This window comes from Streptomyces sp. NPDC056160, assembly GCF_042268205.1.
In the GTDB taxonomy this organism is placed as follows: domain Bacteria; phylum Actinomycetota; class Actinomycetes; order Streptomycetales; family Streptomycetaceae; genus Streptomyces.
This window is the reverse complement of record NZ_JBHJUW010000052.1, coordinates 1-24,556: the sequence shown is the minus strand read 5'-3', so window position 1 is coordinate 24,556 and position 24,556 is coordinate 1. Positions and strand designations below refer to the sequence as shown.

At 71.6% G+C, this 24,556-nt stretch carries 22 protein-coding genes; 7 read left to right on the top strand and 15 right to left on the bottom strand.

Annotated features, from left to right (window positions below):
- Positions 1–60: 60 nt before the first annotated feature.
- On the top strand, positions 61–1,647 hold the full coding sequence (locus ACFC02_RS20535) for an MFS transporter (protein WP_376358966.1): 1,587 nt from the start codon (positions 61–63) through the stop codon (positions 1,645–1,647).
- A gap of 663 nt (positions 1,648–2,310) precedes the next feature.
- Here ACFC02_RS20535 and ACFC02_RS20530 read toward each other — a convergent pair.
- Positions 2,311–3,327 (bottom strand): ScbA/BarX family gamma-butyrolactone biosynthesis protein, encoded by a 1,017-nt coding sequence (locus ACFC02_RS20530; protein ID WP_376358962.1) that lies wholly within the window; start codon positions 3,325–3,327, stop codon positions 2,311–2,313.
- 411 nt (positions 3,328–3,738) lie between these two features.
- On the opposite strand from ACFC02_RS20530, the gene ACFC02_RS20525 reads away from it, so the two are divergent.
- Positions 3,739–3,942, top strand: coding sequence for a hypothetical protein (locus tag ACFC02_RS20525; protein WP_376358959.1), 204 nt, complete (start codon positions 3,739–3,741; stop codon positions 3,940–3,942).
- 115 nt (positions 3,943–4,057) lie between these two features.
- On the opposite strand, the gene ACFC02_RS20520 is transcribed toward ACFC02_RS20525, so the two are convergent.
- The 9 genes from ACFC02_RS20520 to ACFC02_RS20480 all read right to left on the bottom strand — a co-directional run bounded on the left by ACFC02_RS20520 (position 4,058) and on the right by ACFC02_RS20480 (position 17,284).
- Positions 4,058–5,302, bottom strand: a complete 1,245-nt coding sequence (locus ACFC02_RS20520) for an aminotransferase class I/II-fold pyridoxal phosphate-dependent enzyme (protein ID WP_376358955.1) — start codon at positions 5,300–5,302, stop codon at positions 4,058–4,060.
- A gap of 58 nt (positions 5,303–5,360) precedes the next feature.
- Positions 5,361–8,465 carry an amino acid adenylation domain-containing protein gene (locus ACFC02_RS20515; protein ID WP_376358952.1) on the bottom strand — a complete coding sequence of 1,035 codons (3,105 nt, stop codon included), beginning with the start codon at positions 8,463–8,465 and terminating at the stop codon, positions 5,361–5,363.
- A gap of 151 nt (positions 8,466–8,616) precedes the next feature.
- Positions 8,617–9,528, bottom strand: coding sequence for an SAM-dependent methyltransferase (locus tag ACFC02_RS20510; RefSeq protein WP_376358949.1), 912 nt, complete (start codon positions 9,526–9,528; stop codon positions 8,617–8,619).
- Positions 9,525–10,262, bottom strand: a complete 738-nt coding sequence (locus ACFC02_RS20505) for a hypothetical protein (protein WP_376358946.1) — start codon at positions 10,260–10,262, stop codon at positions 9,525–9,527. The genes ACFC02_RS20510 and ACFC02_RS20505 overlap by 4 nt, the downstream gene beginning before the upstream one ends.
- Before the next feature lie 49 nt (positions 10,263–10,311).
- Complete coding sequence (locus ACFC02_RS20500) at positions 10,312–13,446, bottom strand: amino acid adenylation domain-containing protein (protein WP_376358943.1); 3,135 nt, start codon at positions 13,444–13,446, stop codon at positions 10,312–10,314.
- A gap of 54 nt (positions 13,447–13,500) precedes the next feature.
- Positions 13,501–14,511 carry a zinc-dependent alcohol dehydrogenase family protein gene (locus tag ACFC02_RS20495; RefSeq protein ID WP_376358940.1) on the bottom strand — a complete coding sequence of 337 codons (1,011 nt, stop codon included), beginning with the start codon at positions 14,509–14,511 and terminating at the stop codon, positions 13,501–13,503.
- A 2-nt stretch (positions 14,512–14,513) separates the two neighbouring features.
- Complete coding sequence (locus tag ACFC02_RS20490; RefSeq protein ID WP_376358937.1) at positions 14,514–15,311, bottom strand: HisA/HisF-related TIM barrel protein; 798 nt, start codon at positions 15,309–15,311, stop codon at positions 14,514–14,516.
- 3 nt (positions 15,312–15,314) lie between these two features.
- Positions 15,315–16,574, bottom strand: coding sequence for an FAD-dependent oxidoreductase (locus tag ACFC02_RS20485; protein WP_376358933.1), 1,260 nt, complete (start codon positions 16,572–16,574; stop codon positions 15,315–15,317).
- Positions 16,565–17,284 (bottom strand): hypothetical protein, encoded by a 720-nt coding sequence (locus ACFC02_RS20480; RefSeq protein WP_376358931.1) that lies wholly within the window; start codon positions 17,282–17,284, stop codon positions 16,565–16,567. The genes ACFC02_RS20485 and ACFC02_RS20480 overlap by 10 nt, the downstream gene beginning before the upstream one ends.
- A 399-nt stretch (positions 17,285–17,683) precedes the next feature.
- Between ACFC02_RS20480 and ACFC02_RS20475 the strand changes: the two genes are divergently transcribed.
- Entirely contained in the window at positions 17,684–18,106 is a 423-nt protein-coding gene (locus tag ACFC02_RS20475; protein WP_376358928.1) for a LuxR C-terminal-related transcriptional regulator, read from the top strand.
- Positions 18,107–18,225: 119 nt separating this feature from the next.
- A complete protein-coding gene (locus tag ACFC02_RS20470) occupies positions 18,226–19,092 on the top strand; it encodes a helix-turn-helix transcriptional regulator (RefSeq protein WP_376358925.1) in 867 nt (288 codons plus the stop codon).
- Between the two features lie 234 nt (positions 19,093–19,326).
- Here ACFC02_RS20470 and ACFC02_RS20465 read toward each other — a convergent pair whose 3' ends face one another.
- From ACFC02_RS20465 to ACFC02_RS20455, 3 genes are read right to left on the bottom strand one after another with little or no spacing between them, the layout of a single operon-like run.
- The gene (locus ACFC02_RS20465) at positions 19,327–20,244 is read right to left on the bottom strand and encodes an NADP-dependent oxidoreductase (protein WP_376358922.1); all 918 of its coding nucleotides are present in this window, start codon (positions 20,242–20,244) and stop codon (positions 19,327–19,329) included.
- Positions 20,245–20,269: 25 nt separating this feature from the next.
- Positions 20,270–20,695, bottom strand: coding sequence for an ester cyclase (locus ACFC02_RS20460; RefSeq protein ID WP_376358919.1), 426 nt, complete (start codon positions 20,693–20,695; stop codon positions 20,270–20,272).
- The gene (locus ACFC02_RS20455; RefSeq protein WP_376358916.1) at positions 20,692–20,817 is read right to left on the bottom strand and encodes a hypothetical protein; all 126 of its coding nucleotides are present in this window, start codon (positions 20,815–20,817) and stop codon (positions 20,692–20,694) included. Before ACFC02_RS20455 ends, ACFC02_RS20460 begins: the two co-directional genes overlap by 4 nt.
- Positions 20,818–21,153: 336 nt before the next feature.
- On the opposite strand from ACFC02_RS20455, the gene ACFC02_RS20450 reads away from it, so the two are divergent.
- A complete protein-coding gene (locus tag ACFC02_RS20450) occupies positions 21,154–21,582 on the top strand; it encodes a hypothetical protein (RefSeq protein WP_376358913.1) in 429 nt (142 codons plus the stop codon).
- On the opposite strand, the gene ACFC02_RS20445 is transcribed toward ACFC02_RS20450, so the two are convergent.
- The gene (locus tag ACFC02_RS20445; protein WP_376358910.1) at positions 21,563–21,835 is read right to left on the bottom strand and encodes a DUF4190 domain-containing protein; all 273 of its coding nucleotides are present in this window, start codon (positions 21,833–21,835) and stop codon (positions 21,563–21,565) included. The two genes, ACFC02_RS20450 and ACFC02_RS20445, sit on opposite strands and share 20 nt — an antisense overlap.
- A 246-nt stretch (positions 21,836–22,081) precedes the next feature.
- On the opposite strand from ACFC02_RS20445, the gene ACFC02_RS20440 reads away from it, so the two are divergent.
- Positions 22,082–22,582 (top strand): MarR family winged helix-turn-helix transcriptional regulator, encoded by a 501-nt coding sequence (locus tag ACFC02_RS20440; protein ID WP_376358907.1) that lies wholly within the window; start codon positions 22,082–22,084, stop codon positions 22,580–22,582.
- Positions 22,573–23,829: an MFS transporter gene (locus ACFC02_RS20435; RefSeq protein ID WP_376358904.1), complete on the top strand. Its 1,257-nt coding sequence runs from the start codon at positions 22,573–22,575 to the stop codon at positions 23,827–23,829. The genes ACFC02_RS20440 and ACFC02_RS20435 overlap by 10 nt, the downstream gene beginning before the upstream one ends.
- A 257-nt stretch (positions 23,830–24,086) precedes the next feature.
- Here the strand turns inward: ACFC02_RS20435 and ACFC02_RS20430 are convergent, their stop codons facing one another.
- The gene (locus ACFC02_RS20430) at positions 24,087–24,443 is read right to left on the bottom strand and encodes a 5-carboxymethyl-2-hydroxymuconate Delta-isomerase (RefSeq protein ID WP_376358902.1); all 357 of its coding nucleotides are present in this window, start codon (positions 24,441–24,443) and stop codon (positions 24,087–24,089) included.
- Positions 24,444–24,556 lie beyond the last annotated feature (113 nt).

Here is a 24,556-nt window from a genome sequence, read left to right as displayed (position 1 = left end):
CACGCCGCCCCACCACCCCCACCACCCCCACTCCAGGCACCAGACACAGGAAGCCTCCCTATGTCCCACACACCTGCCGAAGCAGAGCCGGCCGCCGCACGAGCCGCCCGGACCGCCACCCGGTCCGAGCCGGGCCCCGCCCCCGGCACCCGGCCCGCGATCGGCCCCACCCGGACCCTGGTGGCCATCGCGCTGGCGGCCGTCATGCTGCCCATCTCGGTGACCGGGCCCGGCGTGGCGCTCGCCGACATGTCCGGCGCGCTGCACGCCTCGGCCGCCTCCACCCAGTGGGTCCTCAACGCCTACAACGTCGCCTTCACCGCGTTCATGCTGGCCGCCGGTTCCGCCGCCGACCTGTACGGGCGGCGCCGCATGTTCCTGACCGGGACCACCGTCTTCGCGCTGGCCTCCCTGGTGGCCGGCACCGCGCCCACCATCGTGCTCGTGGACGGCGCCCGGTTCGTCCAGGGCATGGGCGCGGCGGCGGTCCTCACCAGTGGTTCGACGCTGCTCGCGCACACCTTCGCGGGAGCCGCGCGGGCCAGGGCGTTCGGCATCTTCGGCGCCTCCATCGGATTCGGCCTGGCGATGGGCCCCTTCGTGTCGGGAGTGCTCGTCGGCGCGGCATCCTGGCACGCCGTCTTCCTCGTCAACGTCGTCCTGGGCGCGGTGGTCCTCGTCCTGGCCCGGCCGCTGCCCGAGTCCCGCAACCCCGAGGCGCGGCGGATCGACAAGCCGGGGGTGGCCACCTTCACCCTCGCTCTGCTGCTGCTCGCCCTCGCCTTCGTCGAGGGGCCCTCGCGCGGCTGGACGGGCGCCGCGACCCTCGGCTCCTTCGCGGGCGCCGCACTCTTCCTCGCCGCCTTCGTCGCCGTCGAACTCCGCAGCGACCAGCCCATGTTCGACCTGAGCCTGCTGCGCCGCCCCACCTTCGTCGCCATCATCTGGCAGCCCGTCAGCATCGTCTTCGCCTTCGCCGCCCTGCTGGTCTACCTGCCGCCGTACTTCCAGGGCGCGGGTGGCGCCGGTTCCACGATGTCCGGCGCGATGCTGCTGCCGCTCACCCTGCCGGTGTTCGTGCTGCCCCTGTTCTCCGGGGCGCTCGTCAAACGGCTCTCGGTGCGCACCCTGCTGGCCCTCGGCCCGGCCGTGCTCGCCGTGGCGCTGCTGCTGATGACTTTCACCGACCCGGTCTCCTCGCGCACCGGTCTGTACGCCGCGCTGCTGCTCGCGGGCATCGGCATCGGTCTCGCGTTCGGTGTCATGGACAACGCGGCGGTCAGCGTCGTGTCCCCGGAGCGCGCGGGCATGGCCTCGGGCATGTTCAACACCCTGCGCGTCGCCGGCGAGACGATCGGCGTGGCCTGCGTCGGCGGCCTGCTGCTGACCTCCACCCGGCAGCGGCTGTCAACCGCGGCCGGCGCGGACAGCGGCACGATGGCGGACGACGTGGTGCAGGGCAGGCTGTCCTCGGTCCGCCGCGGTGGGGGCGAGGAACTGGTGCACCGGGCCGTGCAGGGCCTGGAGCACGGCTGGAGCGTGGTGTACGTCGTCCTCGCCTGCGTCGCCCTCGCCGGCGCGGTCGCCATTTTCACCCTGGTCCGGGACCGCGACCTGGACCCGGCGGCGACCGGCAAGGACGACTGAACTCCCGCCCGGACGCCGGGGACCACCGGCCCCGGGACCACCGGGACGACGTCCCGGACCGCTTGAGCGCCTCTGCCGCCGCCCCGGTCCCGCTGCCCCGGTTGCGCTGCCTCCCGCCCGGCCGCTTCTGCCTGGCCCTCACTGCCCGGGGCCAGGCACGCGTTCGCCCCCGCTCCCTCGCCGGCACCCCGACCGGCTGGTGAACGCCACGGCCGTGGGCCGGGTGGGCCGGGCGGGCCCGGCAGAACACCACCCGCCCCTTCCGCGCCGCCCGTCCGGCACCGGCCGGCTCTTCGCGAGCACGGCTCCGGCGGGCTCCTGCATCACCGTGGCCGACGTCCTGCCGCGCCCGGTGTCGTGCGCGGCGCCTACCCGGCCCGTCACGGCGCCCTGACCGTTACGTGGGTCACTTGCCTGGCGGCCTGCGGTCTGCCGCCCGCTGTCCCTGGGCTTACCGCACGACGCCACAGGGGACTGGGCCTGGCCGCTCGTGGCCGCACGGACCACACGCGGTGGTGCGGTGGCCGCCGTACGACGACCACCGCACCACTGTGCGCGGGACGCCCCCCCGACCACCACCGCACCACCGTGCGTGGGACGCCCCCGTCGATCACCGCACGAGGGCCACCTCGACGGCATCGGCGGCATCGACGCGCGCCGTCGTCATGCCTCGCTGTCGTTCCCCGCCCGCACCAGCGAGAAGACGGCCTGCGCCACGTCCCGGCCGCCCTGTTCGAAGGCGACCGGGACCGTCTCGCCCCCGCCCGCATCCCGCCGCCGCGGTCGCCCGGCCCGTACGGTCAGCGGCTCGTCGAGTTCGGCGTAGGCACCGAAGGACGCGCGCAACCCCGACAGCGCCCAGCGCGCGGGGTCCTCACCGGTGAACTCCCCGGCCGACAGCAGCGCCGCCTGCCGCCCCGCCTCCATCAGGACCATGCCCGGCACGTGGTCCTGCGGATGGTCGAACAGACTGGCGTGGCCGCCGTCCACGCGCAGCCGGGCCGCGACGCCGTCCTCGCCGCGCACGGCGTCGAGCAGCACCACGTTCTCCGGGCGCGCCCGCCCCACGCGGGCCGGCTCCACCAGCCCCGCGAGCTCCGGGGTGCGGTAGGCGTCCGACGTCGGTGCCGTCCCGGCCGGACGGTCGCGCAGCTTCGCGTACACCGTGTCGGCCACGTACTTCACCCGCATGGTCACCTCGCCCAGCGGACGTCCCGACACCGACACGCGCATGCGGTACGCGAGTGCGCGCAGCGATCCGGCGATCCACTGCGCGTCCTGCGTCGTGGCGTCGACGGTCACCGGCACGGGGCCGCCCGCCCAAGGGGCCAGGGCGCCGTCGGACAGGGTCATCGACCAGTCCCGCAGCACGAACTTCGTCCCGAACGGCGCACCGAAGTGCGTGTGCACCGCATGGGTCTCCGCCTGCCGGCAGCATTCGAGCAGCAGCAGCGGGTCGACGAGCCCGACTGTCGTGTGGTCGGTGTAGTACGTGTGGGAGGGCGGCAGCAGGGCGGCCGCGACGAAGTGCTCCTCGTCCACCCGCGCGCTGTCCGTGAGGAACACCTCCGACAGCGCACGCCGATGGACGAGGGCGCGCCGCACCGTCTGCTCGCAGGTGAGCGCGGCCCGCACGGCCTCGGCCACGTCTGCTCCGGCAGGCCCGGTCACTACAGTCATCCGGCTCCTCTTTCACTTCTCTCACGGCATCGGGGGGAAGGGTCGGGCTCGGCTCGGCCGTCACTGCCCGCCTCCCCGGTCGTCACACTCCCAGCCGCGCCTAACACCCGACTCACACCCGCGTCATGACGCGAACCGCGATCGCGATCGGGCGTGGCCCTGACCATCACGGCCTCGATGCGTCCGTACCGGCTCCCGGCGCGCGATGCCGGCCGGACCGGGGACTCGGCCTCGTCCCTGAACGCCGACGGCGGCCGCCGCCCGGCCCCTCGTGCTCAGCGCCCTGACGCCGCGGGCGGCGGCCGTCCTGCGACATCAGGGCGTTGCGGCCCCTGACCCTTCGTCCCGGCCGCCGACGGGCAGACCCGCCGGCAGGGCGCGCCGGCTTGCCCTGACGTGCTCACGCATCACATGCTCGGCACTGTCGCCGTCCTTGGCGAGGATCAGTTCCACGACGCCGGCGACCTCAGCATGTTCGTCGCGGCCGGGGCGGGGGCGGTCCTGCACCTGCCGACCTACCGGCTCGAACCGCTCTGGGTGAAGGGCACGGGCGGGGCACCGCTGCCCGCGGGCGCACCCGACCGCTCCGAGGCAGTGGTCCGGCAGAACCACTGAGGGCCTGGACGGCCCCGGTCCGACAGCCGGTACGACTCCGGCCGACCGGACGGCGCCCCGCTGCACGGCGGACGGCGGTGGCGGGACCGTCACAAGGACCGTCATCCCCGACGCCTCACCGCTCGCCCTCGATCGGCAGACGGGTCCTGCGGCGGTGGAGGAAGCGGGTGAGCCTCGTGACCGCCTCTGTGAGCATCTCGGTCGGTGCGAGGGTGACGATGCGCAGGTGCCCGGGTGGCACCGGACCGAGTCCGGAACCCGGGACGACGAACAGGCCTTCCTCGCGCAGCAGGCCGCCGGCCACGGACTCGTCGTCGGCCAGACGGTACCGCCCGCGGTCGATGCGCGGAAAGGCGTAGAACGCGCCGCGGGGTTTCACGGTCCGCACCCCCGAGATGCCGTCGAGGAGGCCGCACAAGTGGTCCCTCCGTCGGCACAGTTCCCCTCCCGGGGCGGTCAGGGCGGTCGTGTCGTCGACGCGCAGCGCGGCTTCCACGGCGCGCTGCGCCGGGACGTTCGGGCACAGGCGGAGGGAGGTGAGCGTGTCAAGCGCGTCGGTCAAGGCGTTCTCATGGCCCGGGCACCCGGTCAGGGCCAGCCATCCCATGCGGTACCCGGGGATGCGACTGCGTTTGGAGAGCCCGCCGAACGTCAGGCAGGGCACGTCCGGAGCACGGGTCGCGAGCGGGGCGTGCGGTACGCCGTCGTAGAGATGGTCGGCGTAGATCTCGTCGGCCAACAGCACCAGGCGGTGCCGACGGGCGACGTCGGCGATGCCGTCGAGGATCTCGGGGGGCCAGACGGCACCGGTGGGATTGTTCGGGTTGATCACCAGCAGGGCCCGGGTGCGGTCGGTCACCCTGCGCGCGATGTCCGCCGGGTCCGGGAACCATGCGGATGCCTCGTCGCACCGGTAGTGCACCGGTGAGCCCCCGGCCAGAACAGCGGAGGCCGTCCACATGGGGTAGTCCGGCGCGGGAACCAGGACTTGGTCGCGCGGCCCCAGCAACGCGTGCAGAGCCAGGGCCGCCAGCTCCGACACGCCGTTGCCCAGGTAGACGTCGCGCGAGCCGACCGTGTCGAGCCCCTTCGCCCGGTAGTGCCGGGCCACCGCTTCACGGGCCGCGGGCAGCCCCTGCGCGGGGCTGTATCCGCAGGAGCGGCCGAGGTTGTCGCGTACGGCGTGCACCACCTCGGGGCTCGGGGCCAGACCGTACGCGGCGGGGTCCCCGAGGTTCAGCGCGAGTACGTCGTCTCCCGCCGCTCGCATGCGTTCGGCCTGCGCTGCCAGCGGGCCGCGCAGACTGTAGGAGATGCGGGACAGCTTCCTTGACGTGCGGATGTCCGCGTGGGCGGTCATGAGATGCCTCGGGATGGTCGGGACGGGCGCAGCAGCGCGGATGTGGGGATGCGTACGGTCATCGGAGGGCGTCGGGCGGTGCCAGGAATCCCGTTCGCCTGAACTCGTGCAGATAGGTGTCGAGCAGGTCGGCGTCCACGGGCGGGCAGACCAGGGGGCTGTCGGCGAGCGCCGCGTCGGCGTTGCGGCGGCCGAACGCCGGGAAGACGCCGTCGGTGTACATCTGCTTGATGGAGACCTCGCTGTCGCGGGCCGGTTCGGCGAACATGGCCACGTACGGGGCCATCGGGTGATCGGGGTGTCGGGCCGTCAGGTCGGCGAGCATGTCCGTCCACGCCTGGTAGGACACGGTCCGGATCTCGTACCCCATGGCGGCCAGCCGTTCCACGAGCAGGGGCAGGCGGGCGTCGTGGGGGTTGGTGACGTGGTAGACGCGCCCATCGGGTTCCTGGTGGGTGATGATGTGGGTGATCGCGTCCGCCGTGTAGTCCACGGGCACGAAGTCCAGCGGCAGGTCCATGTCCGGGGCGAGGCCTGTCTCCGCGATGGTGCGGAACAGGGCACACATCATGGTGTCCGTGTTCCAGACTCCGCGGTCCACGGTGCCGGTGACCTCGTAGGGGCGGTGGATGGCCACGGGCAGTCCGCGTCGACCCGCTTCGGCGACGAGGCGTTCGGCGACCCACTTGGTCTCGGGGTACCCGAGGGACAGCCGGTCGGCGTGGTCGAGGGGTGTGTCCTCGTCGACGTGTTTCGTGCCGGCGGTGCCGAATCCCGCGATCACCGCGATGGTGGATATGTAGTGGACCGGCTTGGTGGTGTGCCTGCCCGCCAGTTCCAGAATGGTGCGGGTGCCGCCGACGTTCACGGGTGCCAGCGCCCGGTAGGGGTAGGCGAAGTTCACCCGGGAGCCGCAGTGCACGATCAGGTCGACGTCTCGGGCCAGGCGGTCCCAGTCGGGACCCGTCAGGCCGAAGTGCGGCTCTGCCAACTCCCCGGGCACGGGGACCACATGGCGGAGCAGCGGTTCGGGATCCAGACCGTAGCGCCGCATCCGGGCTGCCAGCCGGCCGCGGGCCTGTGCCGGGTCACCGGCGCGGATCAGGCAGTGCACTCGTTCCGCGCCGTTGCGGATCAGCCGGTCGGTGAGGTAGACCCCCAGGAATCCGGTGGCGCCGGTCAGCAGTACCTGGCGGGGCGCCCGGGGATCGGCCGCCTGGGGCGCGGCGTAGCGAACTTCGGGGGCGAGGCGGCTCTCGGCCGTGAAGTCGGTCTCCGTACGTCCCGCGTCCTCGTGCCCCGCGAGGAGTCCCTCCACCGTCGCGGTGAAATCGCTCAGGGACGGATCGGCGACCAGGCTGCGGATCATGGTGCGCCCGGATGCGGCTCCGATCCCGAGTCGTTCGCGTACCGCGGCGGTGACCTGGGTGGCTCGCAGGGAGGTGCCTCCCAGGGCGAAGAACCGTGCGTCGCGCCCGACCGCGTCCAGCCCCAGGACATCGCGCCACACTCCGGCGAGGATCTGCCCCACCTCGCCGCGGGGGGCGCCCTCGTCGTCGGCCGGGGCGGCGGCGGGCGACGCCAGTGAGGCCAGCGACCGGCGGTCGACCTTGCCGCTGGAGGTGAGGGGAAGCGCGTCCACCAGCGTGATACGCGTCGGCACCATGTAGGTTGGCAGCCGGTCGCGTACATGCTCGTGCAGCTGGTTCACGAGTGCGTCCTGCTGCCCGCCGGCGTGCGTGACGACCGCGGCGACCAGCCGCTCTCCCGCTCCCTCGCCGACGACGTCGACGGCGCTCTGGTGCACCAGTTCGTGCGACGACAGCACCGACTCGACCTCGTCCAGTTCGACGCGATAGCCGCGGACCTTCACCTGCCGGTCGCGGCGTCCGAGGAACTCGAGCGCTCCGTCCTCGCGCCGACGGGCCAGATCGCCGGTGCGGTACAGCACCCCGCCCACCGGATCGGGGCTCCACCGGTCCTTCACGAAGTGCTCCGCGGTTCGGTGCGGGTCGTTGAGGTAGCCGAGGGCCACCCCGTCCCCGCCGACCCACAGCTCGCCCGTCTCGCCGGGCGCGGCGATCTCGCCGTCCTCGCGCACCACATAGGCGGTCGATCCCGCGACCGGCACCCCGATGGGCACGTTCTCGGCCTGCGCGGACAGGTCGTCCACCCGGTGGACGGTGGACAGGGAGGAGTTCTCGGTGGGACCGTAGCCGTTGAGCAGCGCGCCTGGCCGGCCCTTCTCCAGCACGGAGCGCACCGCGCGAGGGCTGAGCACGTCACCGCCCGCGATGAGACGGCGCAGGCCGGAGAACATCCTCGGTGCGATGTGGGCATGCTGGTGGAAGAGGCCCGCGCTCAGCCACATCACGCTGACGTGCCGACTGTGCAGCACGTTCTCCAGTGCCTTCGGATCCAGCAGGTCGCCGTCCTCGGCGAGTACGAGGCAGGCGCCGTTCGCCAGGGTGGAGAAGATCTCGAAGCACGAGACGTCGAACGTCAGGTTCGTGGTCGCGAGGACGCGGTCGTCCTCCAGGATGCGCAGGTCCCCGGCCCCGCGGGCCAGCCTGGTCTGCCCGCGATGGGGGCACACCACGCCTTTGGGGGCGCCGGTGGATCCCGAGGTGTAGATGATGTAGGCCGCCTCACCGGCGTTGCGCTCGTGCCACCAGCGCGGATCGGCGTCTGCGGGGGCGGCGAACAGTTCGTCATGGGGGACGACGGCCGTCTGCTCGGGGGCTTGCACGGGCTCGTCCGTCTCGTGGACGCTCAACCGTGCCCCGGCGTCCTGGAGGATCTGGTGCAGGCGCTCGGCGGGCTGGTCGGGGTCGAGGGGAAGGTACACCCCGCCCGCGTGCAGAACGGCCAGAACGGTGGCGACTGCCGCCGGGGACCTGCGCATCACCACGGCCACGACGTCTCCGGCGCGGACTCCGCGGGCCCGCAGACCGGTGGCGCCGCGCATGACCTGCGTCGCCAGTTCCCCGTACGTCCATGCCCCACCGTTCCACTCGACAGCGGCAGCCTCGGGCCGGGCGTCGGCCACTTCCGTGAAGAGGGAGGGAACAGTGGCGTCCCGGGGGTAGGTGACGGACGCCTGGTTCCAGGTACGGGCGTGCCGGGGCGGAGCGGTGGGGGTGGGGTTGTCCTGTGTCGTCATGACGACTCCTGTGTACGGCGGGATCGGGTGTGCCGCCTCCCCGGGTGTCCTCCGCCGGGGAGGCGGCGCGAGGACCCGAAGGGGGTGCGGGCGGGTCCTCACGGGCACGGTGCGGGCGTTTGCCGCACCGTGGTGCGGTGGGAAAGGGGTCCTAGGCGTCTCGCCTCTCGGCGACGATGCTGTGCACCGACGCCTCCTGCCGGAGCAGGGCGACGGCGAGCTCCGTGGCCATGCTCCTGATCGCCTCCAGCGGCGGGCTCGTCTCCTGCGGGAAGTGCGCGTCGATGTTGCTCTTCAGTTCCAGAACCCATCGGGCGGCGTCTTCCGGTGACGGGAGCATGCGCTCGTCCAGGACGCGGAACCCGCTGTCCCGCAGGACGCCGGTGACATACCGCAGTGACTTGCGGTGCCCCAGGGCGAGATGGTCCGTGTCCGGGGGCAGCTGCGGCTCGGCGGTCAGGAACCTCTCGCTGTAGAGGGTCTCGGAGATGACGAACAGCCCTCCTGGCCGCATGCGCTGGGCCAATGCCCCGACCGCGGTCTCGTACACCTGAGGGGGGAAGTGGGTGATGGCGCCCCGGGCCGTCACCAGGTCGTAGGGCTGTCCGCTGTCGGGCAGCTCGGCGATGTCGGCGGCGTCGCACAGGTAGAGGTGGATGCGGTCCGTGCCGGCTGCCCGGCCGGCGCAGTAGGTGAGCTGTTCGGCACTGATGTTGATGCCGTCCAGGCGAGGGCAGTCGGGGAAGACGTCCGCAAGGTGCCGTAGCGTCGCTCCCCATCCGCATCCCACGTCCAGGATGCGCCGCGGGGTGGGGTGGTGGGGTCCGAGACCGGCGGCCACTGCGAGTTGCAGCCGCAGGTGCCTGAGGCCGGCCTCGTCCAGGGAGACGGGACGTGGGGAGTCCGGGTGGCCGAAGACGCCCCACTGGAAGTGCAGTTGTTCACCGAGGACCTTCTGCCAGTCGCCCGGCGCGTCCTGGTAGGCGCGGACGACCTGCTCCCGGAACGAGTCGGTGCGGCGGCCGGTGACCACCTCGTACGCCGGACCGTCGACGCGGTTCACCGGTTTCCCTCGCCTTGGCCGGGGCGCCGTGCGGGGGTCGGCCGGTCGCCTCGCGTCTGAGGGGTCGCGGCCGTTTCGGCTGCCGCGACCCGCCAGACCTCCAGCAGCGAGCCCGCGACGCGGTGGGCGTGGAACAGGGCCTCGTCGGGGTCGTCGCCACGGTCGAGGCCGTCCTGGACCACCGCCAGGGCGAGGTCGTTCAGCGCGTCGTCACCGGGGTCGTCGTAGTAGTCGATGAACTCCTGCGGGACCTCGGCGCCCGCCGCACGCAGACGTCGTGCGACGGCAGTGGCGCCGGAGTAGTAGATCTGCATGTCGGTGTGGACCGCCAGGGCTGCCGCGGCCTGGCTCGCGGACGTCGCGATCCACGACATGTTGCCGTGGAAGGAATAGGCACCGAGGTCCGTCGACCAGTCCGCCAGATCGGCCTCGCTCATGCCCAGGGCGCGGGCCACGCCCGCCAGCTTGGGGGTCGCCTCGCGGACGATGCGCACCAGCGTCGACCAGAGTTCGGCGGCGGGCTCGTGGGGGAACCGGGTCAGCAGGGTTCCGTACGCGACGAGTTCGACCGCGTGTGCCTGGTACTCGATCTGGACCAGGCGCCGCAGCGGTTCGAGGGTGCCGGGGCCCGTCAGGGGCGCCAGGGTGAGAGGGTTGCCGGGTTCTCGGCCGGCGACGGCCTGCCGGACGTGGTCGGCCAGGGCCTTCGCGTCGCTGTGGGTGTGAGAGGACATGTGATTCCCTTCTGGAGTACGGCTCTTGTGCAGGTGAGGGCTCCGGCGCTCACGGCGCGCAGGCCGGGGCCGCGCAGTACCCGGGCGGCGGACCGCCGGTCGCGGTGGGCGGCGGGAGGTAACCGCTGTCCCGGAGTTGTCCGAGACAGTGGTCGATCAGCCGGTCGTCCACCGGCGGGCACGTCAGACCGGCGTCCGCCGACACACGGTCGGCGTTGCCTTGGTCGAAGTGGGGGAACGTACCGGAGAAGTACGCCTGCTCGATGGCGTCGCATACCGGCACGGGCTCGGCGAACAAGGGGAGGTAGGGGGTCATCGGGTGCCGGGGGTCCGCACTCGTCGCCCGGGCGACCGTGTCCACCCACGTCCGGGGCCCGACCACGCGTACGCGATACGACATGGCGCGCAGACGGTCGACGAGGAGGGACAGTTGTCCCGCTCGGGGATTGGCGATGTGGTGGACGCGGCCGTCGGGCCGCTCGTGGGTGATCGCCCGGGTGATCAAGTCAGCCGTGTAGTCCACGGGGACGAGGTCGAGGGACAGGCGGACGTCGGGGGCGGTGCCGGATTCTGCGATGGTGCGGAACAGCGCGCACGTCAGGGTGTCGGTGTTCCATGCGCCGTCGTCACACGCGCCCGTGAGGTACGAGGGGCGGTGGACGGACACGGGAAGCCCTTGCCGTCCCGCATCCATCACCAGTTCCTCGGCGACCCACTTGGTCTGGAGGTAACCGGGCGGGAGCCGGTCGGGATGGCCGAGCGGTGTGCACTCCGCCACGTGGCTGACTCCGGCGCGTCCGGATCCGCCGAGGACACCCAGGGCGGAGATGTGGTGGAGGGGCTTGAGCCGGTGGGCCGCGGCCAGTTCGACGACCGTGCGCGTGCCGCCGACGTTGACCGGGGCCAGTGCTCGGTAGGGATAGGCCAAGTTGACCTGCGCGCCGCAGTGCACGACGAGGTCGGTCGTCCGTGCCAGCCGGTTCCAGGTGTTCTCGTCCACGCCGAAACGTTCGGCGGACAGATCTCCCCGGACCACCGTGACCCGGTCGTCCAGGCTGCGCGGGTCCAGTCCGAAGCGTCGCATCCGGGCCGCGATACGCGCGGCACCGCGTGACACGTCCGGTGCGCGGACGAGGCAGCAGACGCTCCGCGCTCCGGCCCGCACGAGCCGCTCGATGAGGTGGACGCCGAGGTAGCCGGTACCACCGGTGACGAACACCGTGCCCGGAGAGCCTGCCACGAACCGCGCGCCGGGGGACGACGGGACCCACCTCGCTCGCGCCTCGGCCCGGAAGTCCGGCGATCCGTCCGGTACGGGCCTCGTGCCCTGCTCGGCGAGGCGCCGTACCCGGCCGGTGAAGGCCGCGAGTGCGGGAGCGCTCAGCAGGGCGTCCACGAGTGCGCTGCTGAACTCCGGGCCCAGGCCGAAGCCGCGGCGGACGGCCGCCGCGGCCTGCACAGCCATCAGCGAGGTCCCTCCCAGGGCGAAGAAGTCGTCCTCGCGCGCCACGGCGTCCGTGCCCAGAACCTCGCACCAGATCCGCTCGACAGCCGACTCGTCCGCGTCCTCCCGCGGGGCCGGGGCCCGGCGGCGGCCGGCTTCCGGCGGGGCGAGCCGGGACAGGAGACGGACGCGGTCCGCCTTGCCGCTCGCCGTCAGCGGCAGGCTCGTCACGCAGACGATCCTCCTGGGGACCATATGGGCCGGCAGACGGTCCTGGACGTGCTCGGACAGGCGAGCGGTGAGCGTGGTGGCATCCGCGCGAGGGGAACGGACCACGACCGCGCCGAGGTGTTTTCCCGGCCCTTCACCCAGGACGTCGACGGCGGCCTCCCGGACATCGGGATGGCTGGACAGCACTGCCTCGACCTCTTCGAGCTCCACCCTGAAGCCGCGCAGCTTCACCTGCCTGTCCCGGCGGCCGAGGAACTCCAGCACTCCGTCGGCGCGCCGGCGGACCATGTCCCCCGTGCGGTAGAGCCGCGCCCGTGGGTCGTCGCCGAAGCGGTCGGGGACGAAGCGCTCGGCAGTGCGTTCGGCGTCGTTGAGGTAGCCGATCGCCACGCCGTCTCCGCCCAGCCACAGCTCTCCCTCCTGGCCGGCCTGCGCGAGGGTGCCGTCGGGGCGCACCACGTAGGCGGTGGTGGCGGGAACGGGTGTGCCGATGGGAACGAGTTCGGCGTGCTCAGGCACCTCGTTCACCACGTGGGAGGTACTGATGACACTGTTCTCGGTCGGTCCGTAGCCGTTGACCAGAGTGGCGGGAGGGCCCTGTGCCAGCACGGCTCGGACGGCGCCGGGACTGACCGTGTCACCCCCGACCATCAGGCAGCGCAGGCCGGAGAACAGGTGCGGCGCCGACTGGGCGTGGACGTGGAAGAGCCCGGCGCTCAGCCACAGGGTGGTGATGCGGTGGCGTCGCAGACACTGTGCCAACGCCTCGGTGTCGAGCAGGTCGTCCCGCTCCGGCAGGACGAGGCATGCTCCGTTGAGCAGGGTGCAGAAGAGTTCGTAGCACGAGACGTCGAACGTCGGGTTCGCGGTGGCGAGAAGGCGATCGCCGGGCTGTGGGACCGCCGGGTGGTCCGCGGTGACGAAGCGGACCAGTCCCCGGTGGGAGCACAGTACGCCCTTGGGGGCACCGGTCGAGCCGGAGGTGTAGATGAGGTACGCGGCGTCGGTCGCCAAGGGCCCGGCCGACCGGCACGGTCCCTCCGGCGTGTCCTCGCCGTCGAGGTCACCGGTGGTGACCCGTGTCGCGGCCGGCGAGGACGCGGGGACCTCGGCGTCCGTCGCGGTCACGAGGCACGTGGGCGACGAGTCCTCGATCATGGTGACGAGGCGGTCGCGGGGCGTCCGCGGGTCGAGGGGGAGATAGACGGCGCCCGCCGCCAGGACGGCGAGCACGGTCACCACCCACTGGGCGGAGGATTCCAGCAGGACGGCGACGATGTCGCCGTCCTCCACGCCCCGGGCACGCAGGCACGCGCGGGCGCGGCACACCCGGTCGTACAGTTCACGGAACGTCCACTGGCCGTCGTCCCAGACCAGGGCGACGCTTTCCGGCGTCTTTCGGGCCTGCTCGGCGAAGAGGTCCGCAAGGACGGCGTCGCGCGGGTAGCCGGCACCCGTGTCGTCATGCCCGCTGACGCAGTCGTGGTGTGCGGGCCTCGTGGACGGCATGATCGATCCCTTCTCGTGCGGCAACTGGTGGGCAGGTGGACGGACTCGCGGCGGTCACCCGGTGAGCACGACCCTCCCGCTGCGCCCCGCCCGCCGGACGTGGCCGAGCGCGGCGGGGAAGTCGGCGAGGTCGTAGCGTTCCGCGACCTCCAGGCCGGGCAAACCGCGCGCCACGGTCGCCTCGACCTCCCGGGTGAGGTGACGCAGCTCCTGCGCGTCCAGGCGCTCCATGCGTGCGGGGAGCCAGAAGCCGCGCATGGTCACCTGGTGGAAGACCAGGTCGTCGGGGGTCACCTGGAGCGGGCTGCCGGAGAGCATGCCGTAGGAGATGAACTGTCCGGCCGGGCGAAGGCAACGCAGGGCGGCGCCACCGATGGCCCCTCCGACCGCATCGAGCACGGCGCCCACCCGATGACGCCCGGTGGTGTCGAGCACCGTCTCGACGAGCGTGCGGGCGGAACTGACCAGTACGGGCTCCGCTCCCGTACGCGCCAGTACGCGCGCCTGCTCCCGGCGTCGGACCACGGGCAGGCAACGGAGGCCGCGCCGGCGTGCCAGGTGGACCGTCATGCGGCTCACGGCGGACGCGCCCGCGGTCAGGAGCAGCGTGTCACCCGGTTCGAGGGCGACCTCGCGGAGCAGCAGAACGGCGGTGAACGGGTTCACGGTGAACTGGCAGGCGACGTCCGTGGAAACGTCGTTCGGCAGGGGGAGAACAGAGCTGCCCGGCACACAGACCTCCTCCTGCCACGTTCCGGAGGCCGAGACGGCCACTCGGGTACCGGGCACGGGGCCCCTCGTCCCCGCGCCCAGGGCCTCCACGGTGCCTGCTCCCTCGAAGCCGGCGACGGCCCAACCGCTGCCTTCGGCGCGGCCGTCCGGGTGCGAGGTGAAAGATGCCTCCCGGCCGTACGCCCCCTGGACGAACAACAGGTCCGAGGGGTTGATCGGGCGTGCGGCCAGCCGTACCCGCACCTGGTCCGGCCCGGGTTCGGGGCGGGGAAGTTCCGTCATGTCCAGTACGCGGGCGGGGTCGCCGTACTCCTTGAAGGCCAGGGCGCGCACGGTCAGCCCACTCCGTCGCCAAGACACCGGCACAGGGCTTCACTCAACGAGCCGATGGTCTCCTTGCCGCTGTGGACCACGTTGTTGACGAGTACGTGCGTGGCGTCGCCGCCCCGGAGCGCATCGGCCAGTTGCTCCGCCGAGCCCGCACCGCCGGAAGCGATGACCGGAAGCTTCGAAGCGTGTGCCACGGCCCGGGTGAGGTCCAGGTCGTAACCGCTGCCCGTGCCTTCGCGGTCCACGCTGTTGGCGAGCAAGGCACGCACGTGGAGGTTCCCGAACCGCCGGGCCACCTCCAGGACGTCGACCGCGGTCGGGGTGGCACCACCGTCGACGAGGGCATGCCATCCCTGCTGCCGGTCCCCCGAGCAGTTGACGACGCCCATGAGCCGCCGGGCCCCGAGCAGGCTCGCCGTTTCCGCCACGCGCTCGGGTTCGGTGACCATGCTCGTGCTGACCGAGAGCGCGTCGGCGCCGGCGGACAGCACCTGGGTGCAGGCTTTTGGCGAGGGCAGGGTTCCGTGCTGCACGGAGACGAGCAGGTCGAGACCGGTCGCCTTCACGTCGTGTAACAGGTCGGGCAGATAGCCGGAGTCGGACCAGGCGTCGACGACGTCCAGGAACAGTTGCTCGGCGCCGTCGCGCGCGTACCCGGCGGCGATGCCGACCACGTCGAGCGGGTCGCGCAGGCCCCCGGCGCCGGACGGGCCGGTGGCCACTCCTCCACGTACGTCGATGCAGGGAATCACCTGCCTGGCCAGGCGCGCCGGGGAGAGGGGTTTCGTACCGTCTTGTCGCATCAGTCATCCGCCTTGGGTGTCGTCGCAGAGCCGCCGCAGTCGTTCGCTGCGGGGTGCGAGGGTGTGTGCTGCGGCCAGAGCCGATGCCATGGCCGCTTCCTGTGTCTCCACCGGTGTCGTGCAGTGTCCGAGGAAGAAGAGGCGCTGCCCGTCCCGCACGGCGCCCAGCGTCTGCCGTGCGCGACTCGCCCCCGGGGTGGGGAGTGACGCCCGGAACGAGGAGCGGGCCAGTTCCTCCCGGGGCCGGCCGCAGCGGTGGTCGAGCTGGCTGACGAACAGGTCGAGCCCGAGCGAGGGGCCGTACCATGTCGTCGTCCGGCTCCGTTCCCCGTCCACGGTGGTGTTGGCGGTGGACCACGCATGCCGTTCCTCGGGCATCCCGAAGGGATCGCGGTGCAGTACGTAGGTCACTTCTCGGTACTCGACGGCCTCCAGGGCGGCTCGCCGGGCCGCCGTGCCCGCCAGACCGATGAGCGCTGCCCGGGCGCGGTCCGCCGGGAGTGCCAGCGCCACTGCGTCCACGGGGTGGACGTCCCCCGTGGAGTCCGCCAGTTCGAACCCGTCCTCCGTCTGACGCACGGCTCGCAGACCGGCGCCCAGCCGTACCGTGGCCGAGCGTGCACCGGCGGCCAGCCCGTGGACGAGGGAACTGGTGCCCGATCGGAGATAGGTCGTACGGGCCACGTCCTTTGGCCGGACGGCAGTCGCACCCACTGCGCGTGCCGACAGGGAACGCACCTCCCGCAGTGTGGTGCCGTGCAGGGAGGCGGGCAGTGCGCACAGCAGGCGTTCCGTCGAGGGCGGGAGCGCCCAGCAGTCGAGGACGTCGCCGAACGTGACCTCCCAGGACATCCCCTCCCTCTCCCATCGGGCCGACTCCTCGGCGAGACGGACCAAGGCCTCATGCGCCTGTCCTCCGGTCGTGACCTGGCGAGCCGTGTCGGTGGGTTCGCCGGGGGAGACCCACAGAGCGGAACGTTCCTGCTCAGCGATCAGCACCCGGGAGGCGGTGGTCGGCACCAGGGTGTCCGTGGGCAGACCGACCGACGCCACGATGTGCCGCCAGACCGGAGACGCCTCGACGGGCGTCTCCCTGACACCGAGATCGACGACATGAGCCGGCCCACCCGCCGTGGTGAGGACGGAGTCGGCGTTTCCACCGAGCCTGCGGCGTTCCTCCAGCAGAAGCACCTCGTGACATCCGTCGAGCAACCAGGCCAGCGTGAGCCCCGCGATCCCACCGCCTGCTATGCCTACTCGCATGCGCGTGATCCCTTCCCGCCGGCCGAGGCCGCGCCGACGGCGGCCGGTGCTCGCTGCGGCCCGGCAGCGAACCGCCAGAACCCGTCGAGTCCTTCCACCAGCAACCTGGACACGGACACGGCCCGTTCGGCGGAGTCGCCACGGCGGATGCCGTCTTCCACAGCGGCGGCGGCCAGGTCGAGCAGCTTCGACGGTGTCGGCATGTCGTAGTAGTCACGGAAGGCGTCGGGCAGGCGCATCCCCGCATCCGTCAGTGTCCGCACCAGTTCTCGGCACTCCCGTGCGTAGGCCGCGAAGTCCGCGCGGAGCGCCAGGGCGGCGGCAGCACGCTCGGCATGCAGGCACACCCAGGAGACCGCCATGGGGAAGGAGAGCGCACCGTCGGCCTGCGAGAGGCCAGGAGGGACAGGGGAAGGCGCACCCAGGTCCTGGGCGCAGGCGTCGAGCCCGGGCCTGAGCGAGCGCAGAGCGGAGTTCAGTTCGGCGAACAGATCGCCTGCCGGCCCGCTCGGAAAACGAGCGAGGAGTACGGCATAGGCGACGGTCTCGGCCTCCATGCACCACAGGTCCGCCTGGACCATGCGAAGCAGGCTCCCCTTCGAGAGCAGTCCGGCACGAGCCGACCGCAGCAGCGGGTTGTCACGCTGCCCGATGATCTCCTCCTGCTGCGTGAGCAACTGGTCCACAGCAGACGCAGGATCGACATTCATGATTTCCCCTTCCCGACGTCTCGAATTGACCGCCTGTCAAGTGCCACGGGTGCCCGGGCTTCGCACCGGGTAACGACCAGTCATTCGGTACCTTCGATACGGCACCTCTGTCCTTCGGTCCCGGTTCGATCCTTGAAGCGGGACCGTGGAGGGGCGGATTCACGGAGAAATGCGGGCCCGACATGTGACGTACCTTCGGCTGCCATGCGATGCTCTGATACGTGGTGACACACGTGAGCTCGTGTGTGACCACGTGACAGGAGCCGGGAAAAAAAGCGGACTTGACCGGATCGCGAGTTCGCGGCACCGAGAAGAAAGGGGGAAGATTTCCATACTGACATCTGCTCTGCTCAGGCCCGCCCCGGCCTTGAGTGTGAGTCCCCTCCCGAGGAGCAGCCCGTGCCCGACGAGGATGAAGCCTGCCGCCAGGAGATCGTACGCAGTCTTCAGCAGTTGCTCACGGAACTCGACGCGATTACCCATCTCCTGAGGAGGCTGGTGAACGCATACGAGTCGCAGCCCGGATCGTCGATCCATTCAGCGCAGACGCGAGGGACTCCCACTCGTTCCGAGGGCACGGAAAAAGATCCCTTCACGGAGATGACCGGCTCGTTCACCGAACGGGAGAACCAAGTCTTCCGACTCCTGCTGACCGGAATGTCGAACCGGCAGATAGCACGCAACCTGGGTATAGCCGAGCGCACGGTCAAGAACAACTTGCACTTGATCTACCGGAAGCTCGGAGTGGCGGGCCGGACCGAAGCCATTTCAAGATTTATCGGCCCCTGGGCCGGGACGGACTCGGGTTCCGGCAGCGACTGAGCGGGCGCGTCGGCGTGAGCGGCTCCGTGGTGCAGTTCCACGAGAGTGGGGGGCAACGAGCTCAGGGTGGTGGCGGCACCGCCTGCCTTCACGCGGCCGGACGGTTCAAGATGGCCGGTATGGATCTGAGTGAGTTCGGCGAGTTCCTGAGGTCGCGACGCGATCGCATCCGGCCAGGTGAGGTGGGGCTTCCCCAGTCGGCACGACGTCGGGTGCCCGGGCTGCGCCGCGACGAGGTGGCCGCCCTGGCCGGGGCCTCGGTCGACTACTACAACCAGCTGGAGCAGGGGCGTGGCTCGCAGCCGTCGGAGCAGATGGTGGCAGCGCTCGCGCGGGCGCTGCGACTGACCGAGGACGAGCGTGCGCATCTGTACTTCCTCGCCGGGCGCCCGTTGCCGCCGCGGCACGGACCGTCGGCCCACGTGCATCCAGGCATGCTCGACCTGCTCGAACGCCTGCCGGACACGCCGGCGGCGGTGATCACCGACTTGCACGCGACGTTGGTGCAGAACCGCCTCGCCACGGCCCTGCTCGGGCCGGTTCCCGAGCGGAAGGGGATCGAGACGAGCTTCGTGTACCGCTGGTTCACCGACCCGCGGGCCCGGCTGCGCTACCACCCCGACGAGCACGATCACCAGTCCCGGGTCTTCGTGGCCGACCTGCGCGCGGTCTCGGCCCGCCGCGGCGGCGACACCGAGGTGCGCGGTCTCATCCGGCGACTGACCTCGACGAGCAGTGAGTTCGCCCACCTGTGGGCGCACCAGGAGGTCGCCGTGCGCCGGGCCGACCGGAAGAGGCTGATGCACCCGGAGCTCGGCGCGATCGAGCTCGACTGCCTCAGCCTGCTCAGCGAGGACGGTTCGCAGCGGCTGCTCTGGTTCACCGCCCCCGTGGGCGGCGACTCGGCGGAGAAGCTCCAGCTGCTCGCGGTCGTCGGCAGCCAGGACGTCCAGACCTCGACGCAGAACAGCTCGGCCGCTCCCTGAGCGCGGCGTCCCGCGGTCGGGCGCCGGGGGCAGCCGGGGCGGGACGCGCGGCTCGATCAGGTGCGCGCCTCTGCCGCGAGCGCCGTCTCGTCCACCCTGACGTACTCGGCGCAGGTTCCGTACTCGCGCTCGGACGTGTCGAGCAGGCCGCCGCCGACGTACCGGCGTCCTCACGTACCCGCGTGCACGCGTGCCCGCGGCGATGGAGGTACCGTCGTCGGCGGCAGCTGCGTGTCACGGCTGGACGATGACCTTGCCCTTGGCGTGGCCCTGGGCGAGGTAGGTGTACGCCTCGGCGGCCTCGCTCAGCGGGACCGTACGGTCGACGAGGATGTCGAGGCCTTCGTTCGCCAGCGCGACGACTCCGGCCAGACGCTCGGTGTCGGATGCGTGGAAGACGAACGCGCTGCGGACCCCACGGGCGGCGGCCCGCTCGGCGTCCGGCGGGGCGGGGAGGCTGATCAGCAGGCCGCCTGGTCTGAGGACGTCGAGCGACCGGATCTCGGTGTCACCACCGATCGAGTCGACGACGACGTCGACATCGGAGACCGCCGTGCGGAAATCGATGCCGGTGTAGTCGATGACGTCGTCGGCCCCGAGCTTGCGGACGATCTCGGCGGCGCGGCCGGAGGCGGTGGTCACGACGTGCGCACCGGCGCGGTGGGCCAGCTGGACGGCGAAGCTGCCGACCCCGCCGGCGCCTGCGTGCACGAGCACCTTCTGGCCCGGCCGCAGCTTCGCGACCTCGGTCACTGCTTGCCAGGCGGTCGCGGCGGCGGTGGCCAGACCGGCGGCGATCCCCAGCGGGATCGTGGTCGGCGCGGGCACCAGGCTCGCCGCCGGCACCACGGCGTACTCGGCGACCGCGCCGCCTGCGGTGGGGTCGGTCCGGGTGATCACCGCGTCGCCGATGCTCCAGCCGGTCACGCCGGACCCGAGCCGCTCCACGCTGCCGGCGAGGTCGGTGCCGACGGTCGAGGGAAGGGTGATCGGGAAGTAGTCCTGGACGTGACCGGCGCCGATCTTGATGTCGAGCGGGTTCAGTGCCGCCCCCGCGATCCGGACCAGGACCTCTCCTGGCCCGGGGACCGGCTCGGTGAGATCGTGGACGACCGGGGTGTCGCCGTACGCCGTGTACCGCAGTGCCTTCATGGGTGTGCTCTTTCGTGTCGCTGCTTCAGTGGGTGGGCCGGGCGTCGACCTGCTGGAACCAGTCGAGCCAGTCCTCCATGTGCCAGGTGCGGACGATGCGTCCGTCGAGCACCTCGTGGAACTCGTGGATCCGGACCCGGATCTCCCGCCCGGTCGCCGCGACGCCGAACATCTCGCCGCTGTGCACGCCGCGCATCTCGCCGCGTACGCCGACGAAACCGTTGCCGTCGGGGCCGCGGCCGTCGACGATCTGGTGGACCACGATGCGGAAGTCGCCGAACGCCTCGTTGATCCCCTGGATCAGCGGGGTGGCACCGGCCCGGCCGGGTGCCTGGTCCGGGCCCAGCGGGATGTCGGCCCAGTCGTCGGCGACGATGTCGTCGAGGAGTTCGGGCTTGCCCCTGAACGCCTCGTAGAAGGTGCCGATCAGGTCTTCGACGGTGCGCGTCATCGCCTCTCCTCGGTGGTGGCGGACGCGGCGACCATGAGGAGGTCGTCGAAACCCGGTCGGCGGAAGAACTGCTGCTGCTCGGTCGCCCGTAGGGCGTCGATCGCCACCTGACTGGACTCCACGGTTGTCGCCGCCTTCCTGCTGGTCTCGGACTTGCGAGACCAACACTCGGCTGCGCAGAGCCGCGCGAGAAGGCGGGGCTTACGCTGGTGACGGCATCACCACCCCGATTCGCCCGCGTGCACGGCGGAACCCGCACGTCGATCTGGCCGCGGCGGACCGCGAGGTGGGCTTCTGCCACTGTCGGCATGCCGGCACCCGTCCCGGCAGGTGCGTGCTCGCCCGAGGCGCGCCCCCGTACTCGGCAGGCGGCCGGCGCGGGGAGGGGCAGCGGCGGTTTCCCTGTCGGCTCAGGGAGGACGGAGCACAGCGACCGGCGGCCTCCGTGCTGGTACGGGGTGCGTGCCCGGAACGTTCACGGCGAGCGCCCGGCGCACGGCGGTACTCCCGCCGGCCTGCGGCTGGGCGACGTCGTCGGCCATGCCGTCGGCGAGGTGGTGGACCGGCGGCCGGAGGGTGCCGTCCTGGTCGGTAACGGCTGGGGCGGTCACCCCGTCGCCGGCGCCGCCCACACGCCGGCCGTCCGGGTACGCCGCGTCGTGTACCGCAACGCGGTCGTGCCCGAGCGCGGCATCTCGACGGCCGCCCAGGGCGAGGCGTACGACGCGGTCATGCGCGAGTGCGTCGCCGCCTCGCCGGACGGGACCGTCCCGCTGCCGTTCGGCACGGTGCGGTACGGCTTGGCGTGGGACGGGCCCGCGGAACCCCGGCAGTTCTCCGGCGGCCGCAGCAGCCGGAGGGCGTGGGTCAGCCGACGTTCCAGGTGAAGCTGCCGCCGTTGCCGGCCGCGACGGCGAACATCACGATCATGAGTACGATGTCGGCCACTCCGAGGCCGATGCCCCACTTCGCCATCGCGGAGCCGGTCTGATGCAGCGCGACGGCGCCGAAGATGATGGCCAGCGGGCCGAGGATGATCGGCAGGAAGAGCAGGCCGACTATGCCGCAGACCAGCCCCGCGATCGCCAGTCCGCTCGTCCGGCTCGTCTTGTGGGCGCTCGTTCGACTGTAGGACGACATCGGTATCTCCCAAACTGTCGCGGTCGGCTTCGTTTCTTCCTTCAGTTCCTTTCTGGTTGCCCGTCCCGGCCGGGCCATGCCTGGCGAGGTCCGGTCAAGCACCTTTGTCGAGCGGCAAGTTGGAGGCGGCATCGCGGCGCCGACGGGGGAGCACGGCGATTCGGGAGGAGTCGCGGACGGCAGCGTCGCCGCCACGGCCACGACAAAAGCAACAGCACTTGTATAAGTGCTGTTATGGTGAGCCGCATGGTCAGCCCCCACCCGGTCGATCCGACGCAGCAGAGCCTGTGGCGACCCCTGCGCCTGCTCCAGGCGTCCATGGACGCCGACATCGCCCGTCTCTACTCCGAGCGGCAGATCGAAGGTCTCAAGCCCAGCTTCGTCATGGAGTTGCTCCGGCTGCACGCCCACGGCCCCATGACCATCGCGGAACTGGCCGAGTCGGTTCAGCGCACGCATTCGGCGCTCAGCCAGAAGGTCGCCGCGATGCGCACGGCCGGCTGGGTGCAGACCGTCGTCGGTGAGGACGCACGCACGAGGAAGGTGACGCTCACCGACAAAGCCCGCCGCGTCGTGGATCGTCTGGCGGCGGAATGGCGGGCCACCGAGGCCGCCGTCGCTGACCTGGAGGCCGAGACCCCCTACCCGCTCTCCCGGGCCGTCGCCGACATCGAGCGGGCTCTGGAGCGCAAGAGCTTCCACGACCGGATCGCCGAGAAGCTGGCGGAGGACCCGGCGTGGGACTGAAACGCACACTGATCGACGTGACCCCGTTACGGTCGTCACCGGCGTTCAGGCGGTTGTGGGCCGGTCAGACACTGTCCGGTCTCGGCAGCCAGATGACGCTCGTCGCGGTGATGTTCCAGGTCTGGCAGACGACGAAGAGTCCCCTGTGGACGGGAGGCGTCGGGCTGGCCCAGGCTGTCCCGCTCGTCGGGCTCGGGCTCTTCGCCGGATCGCTCGTCGACCGGGTGGACCGCCGGAAGTTCTACCTGCTCACGACCAGCGGGCAGGCCGTGTGTTCGCTCCTCCTCGCGCTCCAGGGCTTCCTCGGGCACGTTCCTGCCGTCGGCGTGCTGGGGCTCGTCGCGCTCCAGTCATGCTTCGGCGCGGGCGGCGGCCCGGCTTCACGCACCTTCGTCTCCCACCTGCTTCCCACGCACCGGCTGGCCGCAGGACTGGCGTTGCGGCGCATCGCCTTCCAGGGCTCCATGCTGCTCGGTCCCGCGCTCGGCGGACTGATCGTGGGCGGGCCGGGAGTCGGCACCTGCTACGTGATCGACGCCCTGACGTTCGGTGCCGCGGTCTACGGTGCCTTCGGCTTGCCGCGCATGAGCCCCGCAGACGAGCCCGCGCGGCCGGGCCTGCGGGGAGTGCTGGACGGCCTGGCCTTCTTGGGCCGCACCCCCGTCATTCGCGGGGCCCTGCTCACGGACCTCGCCACCACTGTGCTGTCGATGCCCATCAGTGTGTTTCCCTTGATCAACGCCGAACGGTTCGACGGCGACCCACGCACCCTCGGACTGTTCCTCACGGCCATCGCCGCCGGCGGCGTCGCCGCGTCACTCTTGTCCGGAAGCTTCACCCGGTCCGCCCGCCCCGGCCTGGTCATGCTCGGCGGATCCGCCACCTGGGGCGCGGCGTTGGCGCTGTTCGGCACGTCACCCGGCCCAGGGGCCGGTTTCGCCTTCCTCGTCATGGCCGGCGCCGCCGACACCGTCTCCGTCGTCTGCCGGAGCACCGTCGTCCAGACGCACACACCTCGCGAGCTGCTCGGCCGCGTCAGTGCGGCTGAACAGATCGTCGGGCAGGCCGGGCCCGACATCGGCAACATGCGCGGCGGCCTCGTGGCAGGTGTCACCTCGGGAGCAGCAGCCCTCGTCAGCGGTGGCCTGCTCTGCCTCGGTGCCGTGGCCGTGGTGGGCGCCACGACGGCAGACCTGCGCAGGTCTGCCGTAGCCTCCTGCACCCCTACAGCCTCCGCCGGGCCATGAACCCGCTCCTGCCGGCGCGCAGGGCGACGCAGTGGTGGGTTCAGGCTTTCGTCGCCGGTGCACCGGCACTTCGGCGTCCTGTTCCGTGGACGCAGGCTGCGGCATGCTGGTGCGCAGAACCGGGGGGGCGGCACGGCCGACGGCACAGCTGCCGGGACCTTCGCACATCCCTCGGCCGCGCCCGCCGGTCACTCCGGCTCACCGCGGCCGTCGCACACCGGTGTGCCCGTCCCCTGAGCAGCGCCGGCGGGGAGGGGTCACAGGGTCCGGAGGCGATACGAGCCGGCCAGGTCCCGCACCTCCACGGAGCACACCACGTCGTCCGTGGTGGCCTTGCGCACGTGGCTCTCCAGCAGGCCCAGTATGTTCTCGGACAGCCGGGCCTTGAGTCCGTCGGAACGCCCGGGCAGCAGCCCCACCTCCACATGTACGAAGAGCGCCTCACTGCCGTGCCGATGAGCGACGTGGGTCTCGGTCGCCTCCCGGAACAACGTCTTGCAGGTACCCGCGGAACTGCTTCCGGCGAGCACCATGGGATGGAGTTCGGCGGTGAAGGCCGACAGGTCGAAGAGGCCGGCAAGTCGTCGGGGACAGTCGACGGTGATGTGCGGCATGGAGAAGGTCTCATCCCCTCGGATGCTCCTATGCTTGTCAAGCTGCAGGAGCGAGGTCGGTTTGGGTGATTCGTTCGGTTGGTGTGGCGGTCAGAGCGCGGTAGACCTCGCGG

What these genes read in the sequence shown, in the direction of transcription:
- ACFC02_RS20470 (WP_376358925.1), top strand. Translation starts at nt 18,226, where the DNA reads ATGGATCTGAGTGAGTTCGGCGAGTTCCTGAGGTCGCGACGCGATCGC.
- ACFC02_RS20460 (WP_376358919.1), bottom strand. Translation starts at nt 20,695, where the DNA reads ATGACGCGCACCGTCGAAGACCTGATCGGCACCTTCTACGAGGCGTTC.
- ACFC02_RS20430 (WP_376358902.1), bottom strand. Translation starts at nt 24,443, where the DNA reads ATGCCGCACATCACCGTCGACTGTCCCCGACGACTTGCCGGCCTCTTC.
- ACFC02_RS20520 (WP_376358955.1), bottom strand. Translation starts at nt 5,302, where the DNA reads ATGACCGCCCACGCGGACATCCGCACGTCAAGGAAGCTGTCCCGCATC.
- ACFC02_RS20515 (WP_376358952.1), bottom strand. Translation starts at nt 8,465, where the DNA reads ATGACGACACAGGACAACCCCACCCCCACCGCTCCGCCCCGGCACGCC.
- ACFC02_RS20525 (WP_376358959.1), top strand. Translation starts at nt 3,739, where the DNA reads ATGCTCGGCACTGTCGCCGTCCTTGGCGAGGATCAGTTCCACGACGCC.
- ACFC02_RS20530 (WP_376358962.1), bottom strand. Translation starts at nt 3,327, where the DNA reads ATGACTGTAGTGACCGGGCCTGCCGGAGCAGACGTGGCCGAGGCCGTG.
- ACFC02_RS20480 (WP_376358931.1), bottom strand. Translation starts at nt 17,284, where the DNA reads ATGAATGTCGATCCTGCGTCTGCTGTGGACCAGTTGCTCACGCAGCAG.
- ACFC02_RS20490 (WP_376358937.1), bottom strand. Translation starts at nt 15,311, where the DNA reads ATGCGACAAGACGGTACGAAACCCCTCTCCCCGGCGCGCCTGGCCAGG.
- ACFC02_RS20535 (WP_376358966.1), top strand. Translation starts at nt 61, where the DNA reads ATGTCCCACACACCTGCCGAAGCAGAGCCGGCCGCCGCACGAGCCGCC.
- ACFC02_RS20465 (WP_376358922.1), bottom strand. Translation starts at nt 20,244, where the DNA reads ATGAAGGCACTGCGGTACACGGCGTACGGCGACACCCCGGTCGTCCAC.
- ACFC02_RS20440 (WP_376358907.1), top strand. Translation starts at nt 22,082, where the DNA reads ATGGTCAGCCCCCACCCGGTCGATCCGACGCAGCAGAGCCTGTGGCGA.
- ACFC02_RS20505 (WP_376358946.1), bottom strand. Translation starts at nt 10,262, where the DNA reads ATGTCCTCTCACACCCACAGCGACGCGAAGGCCCTGGCCGACCACGTC.
- ACFC02_RS20485 (WP_376358933.1), bottom strand. Translation starts at nt 16,574, where the DNA reads ATGCGAGTAGGCATAGCAGGCGGTGGGATCGCGGGGCTCACGCTGGCC.
- ACFC02_RS20500 (WP_376358943.1), bottom strand. Translation starts at nt 13,446, where the DNA reads ATGCCGTCCACGAGGCCCGCACACCACGACTGCGTCAGCGGGCATGAC.
- ACFC02_RS20445 (WP_376358910.1), bottom strand. Translation starts at nt 21,835, where the DNA reads ATGTCGTCCTACAGTCGAACGAGCGCCCACAAGACGAGCCGGACGAGC.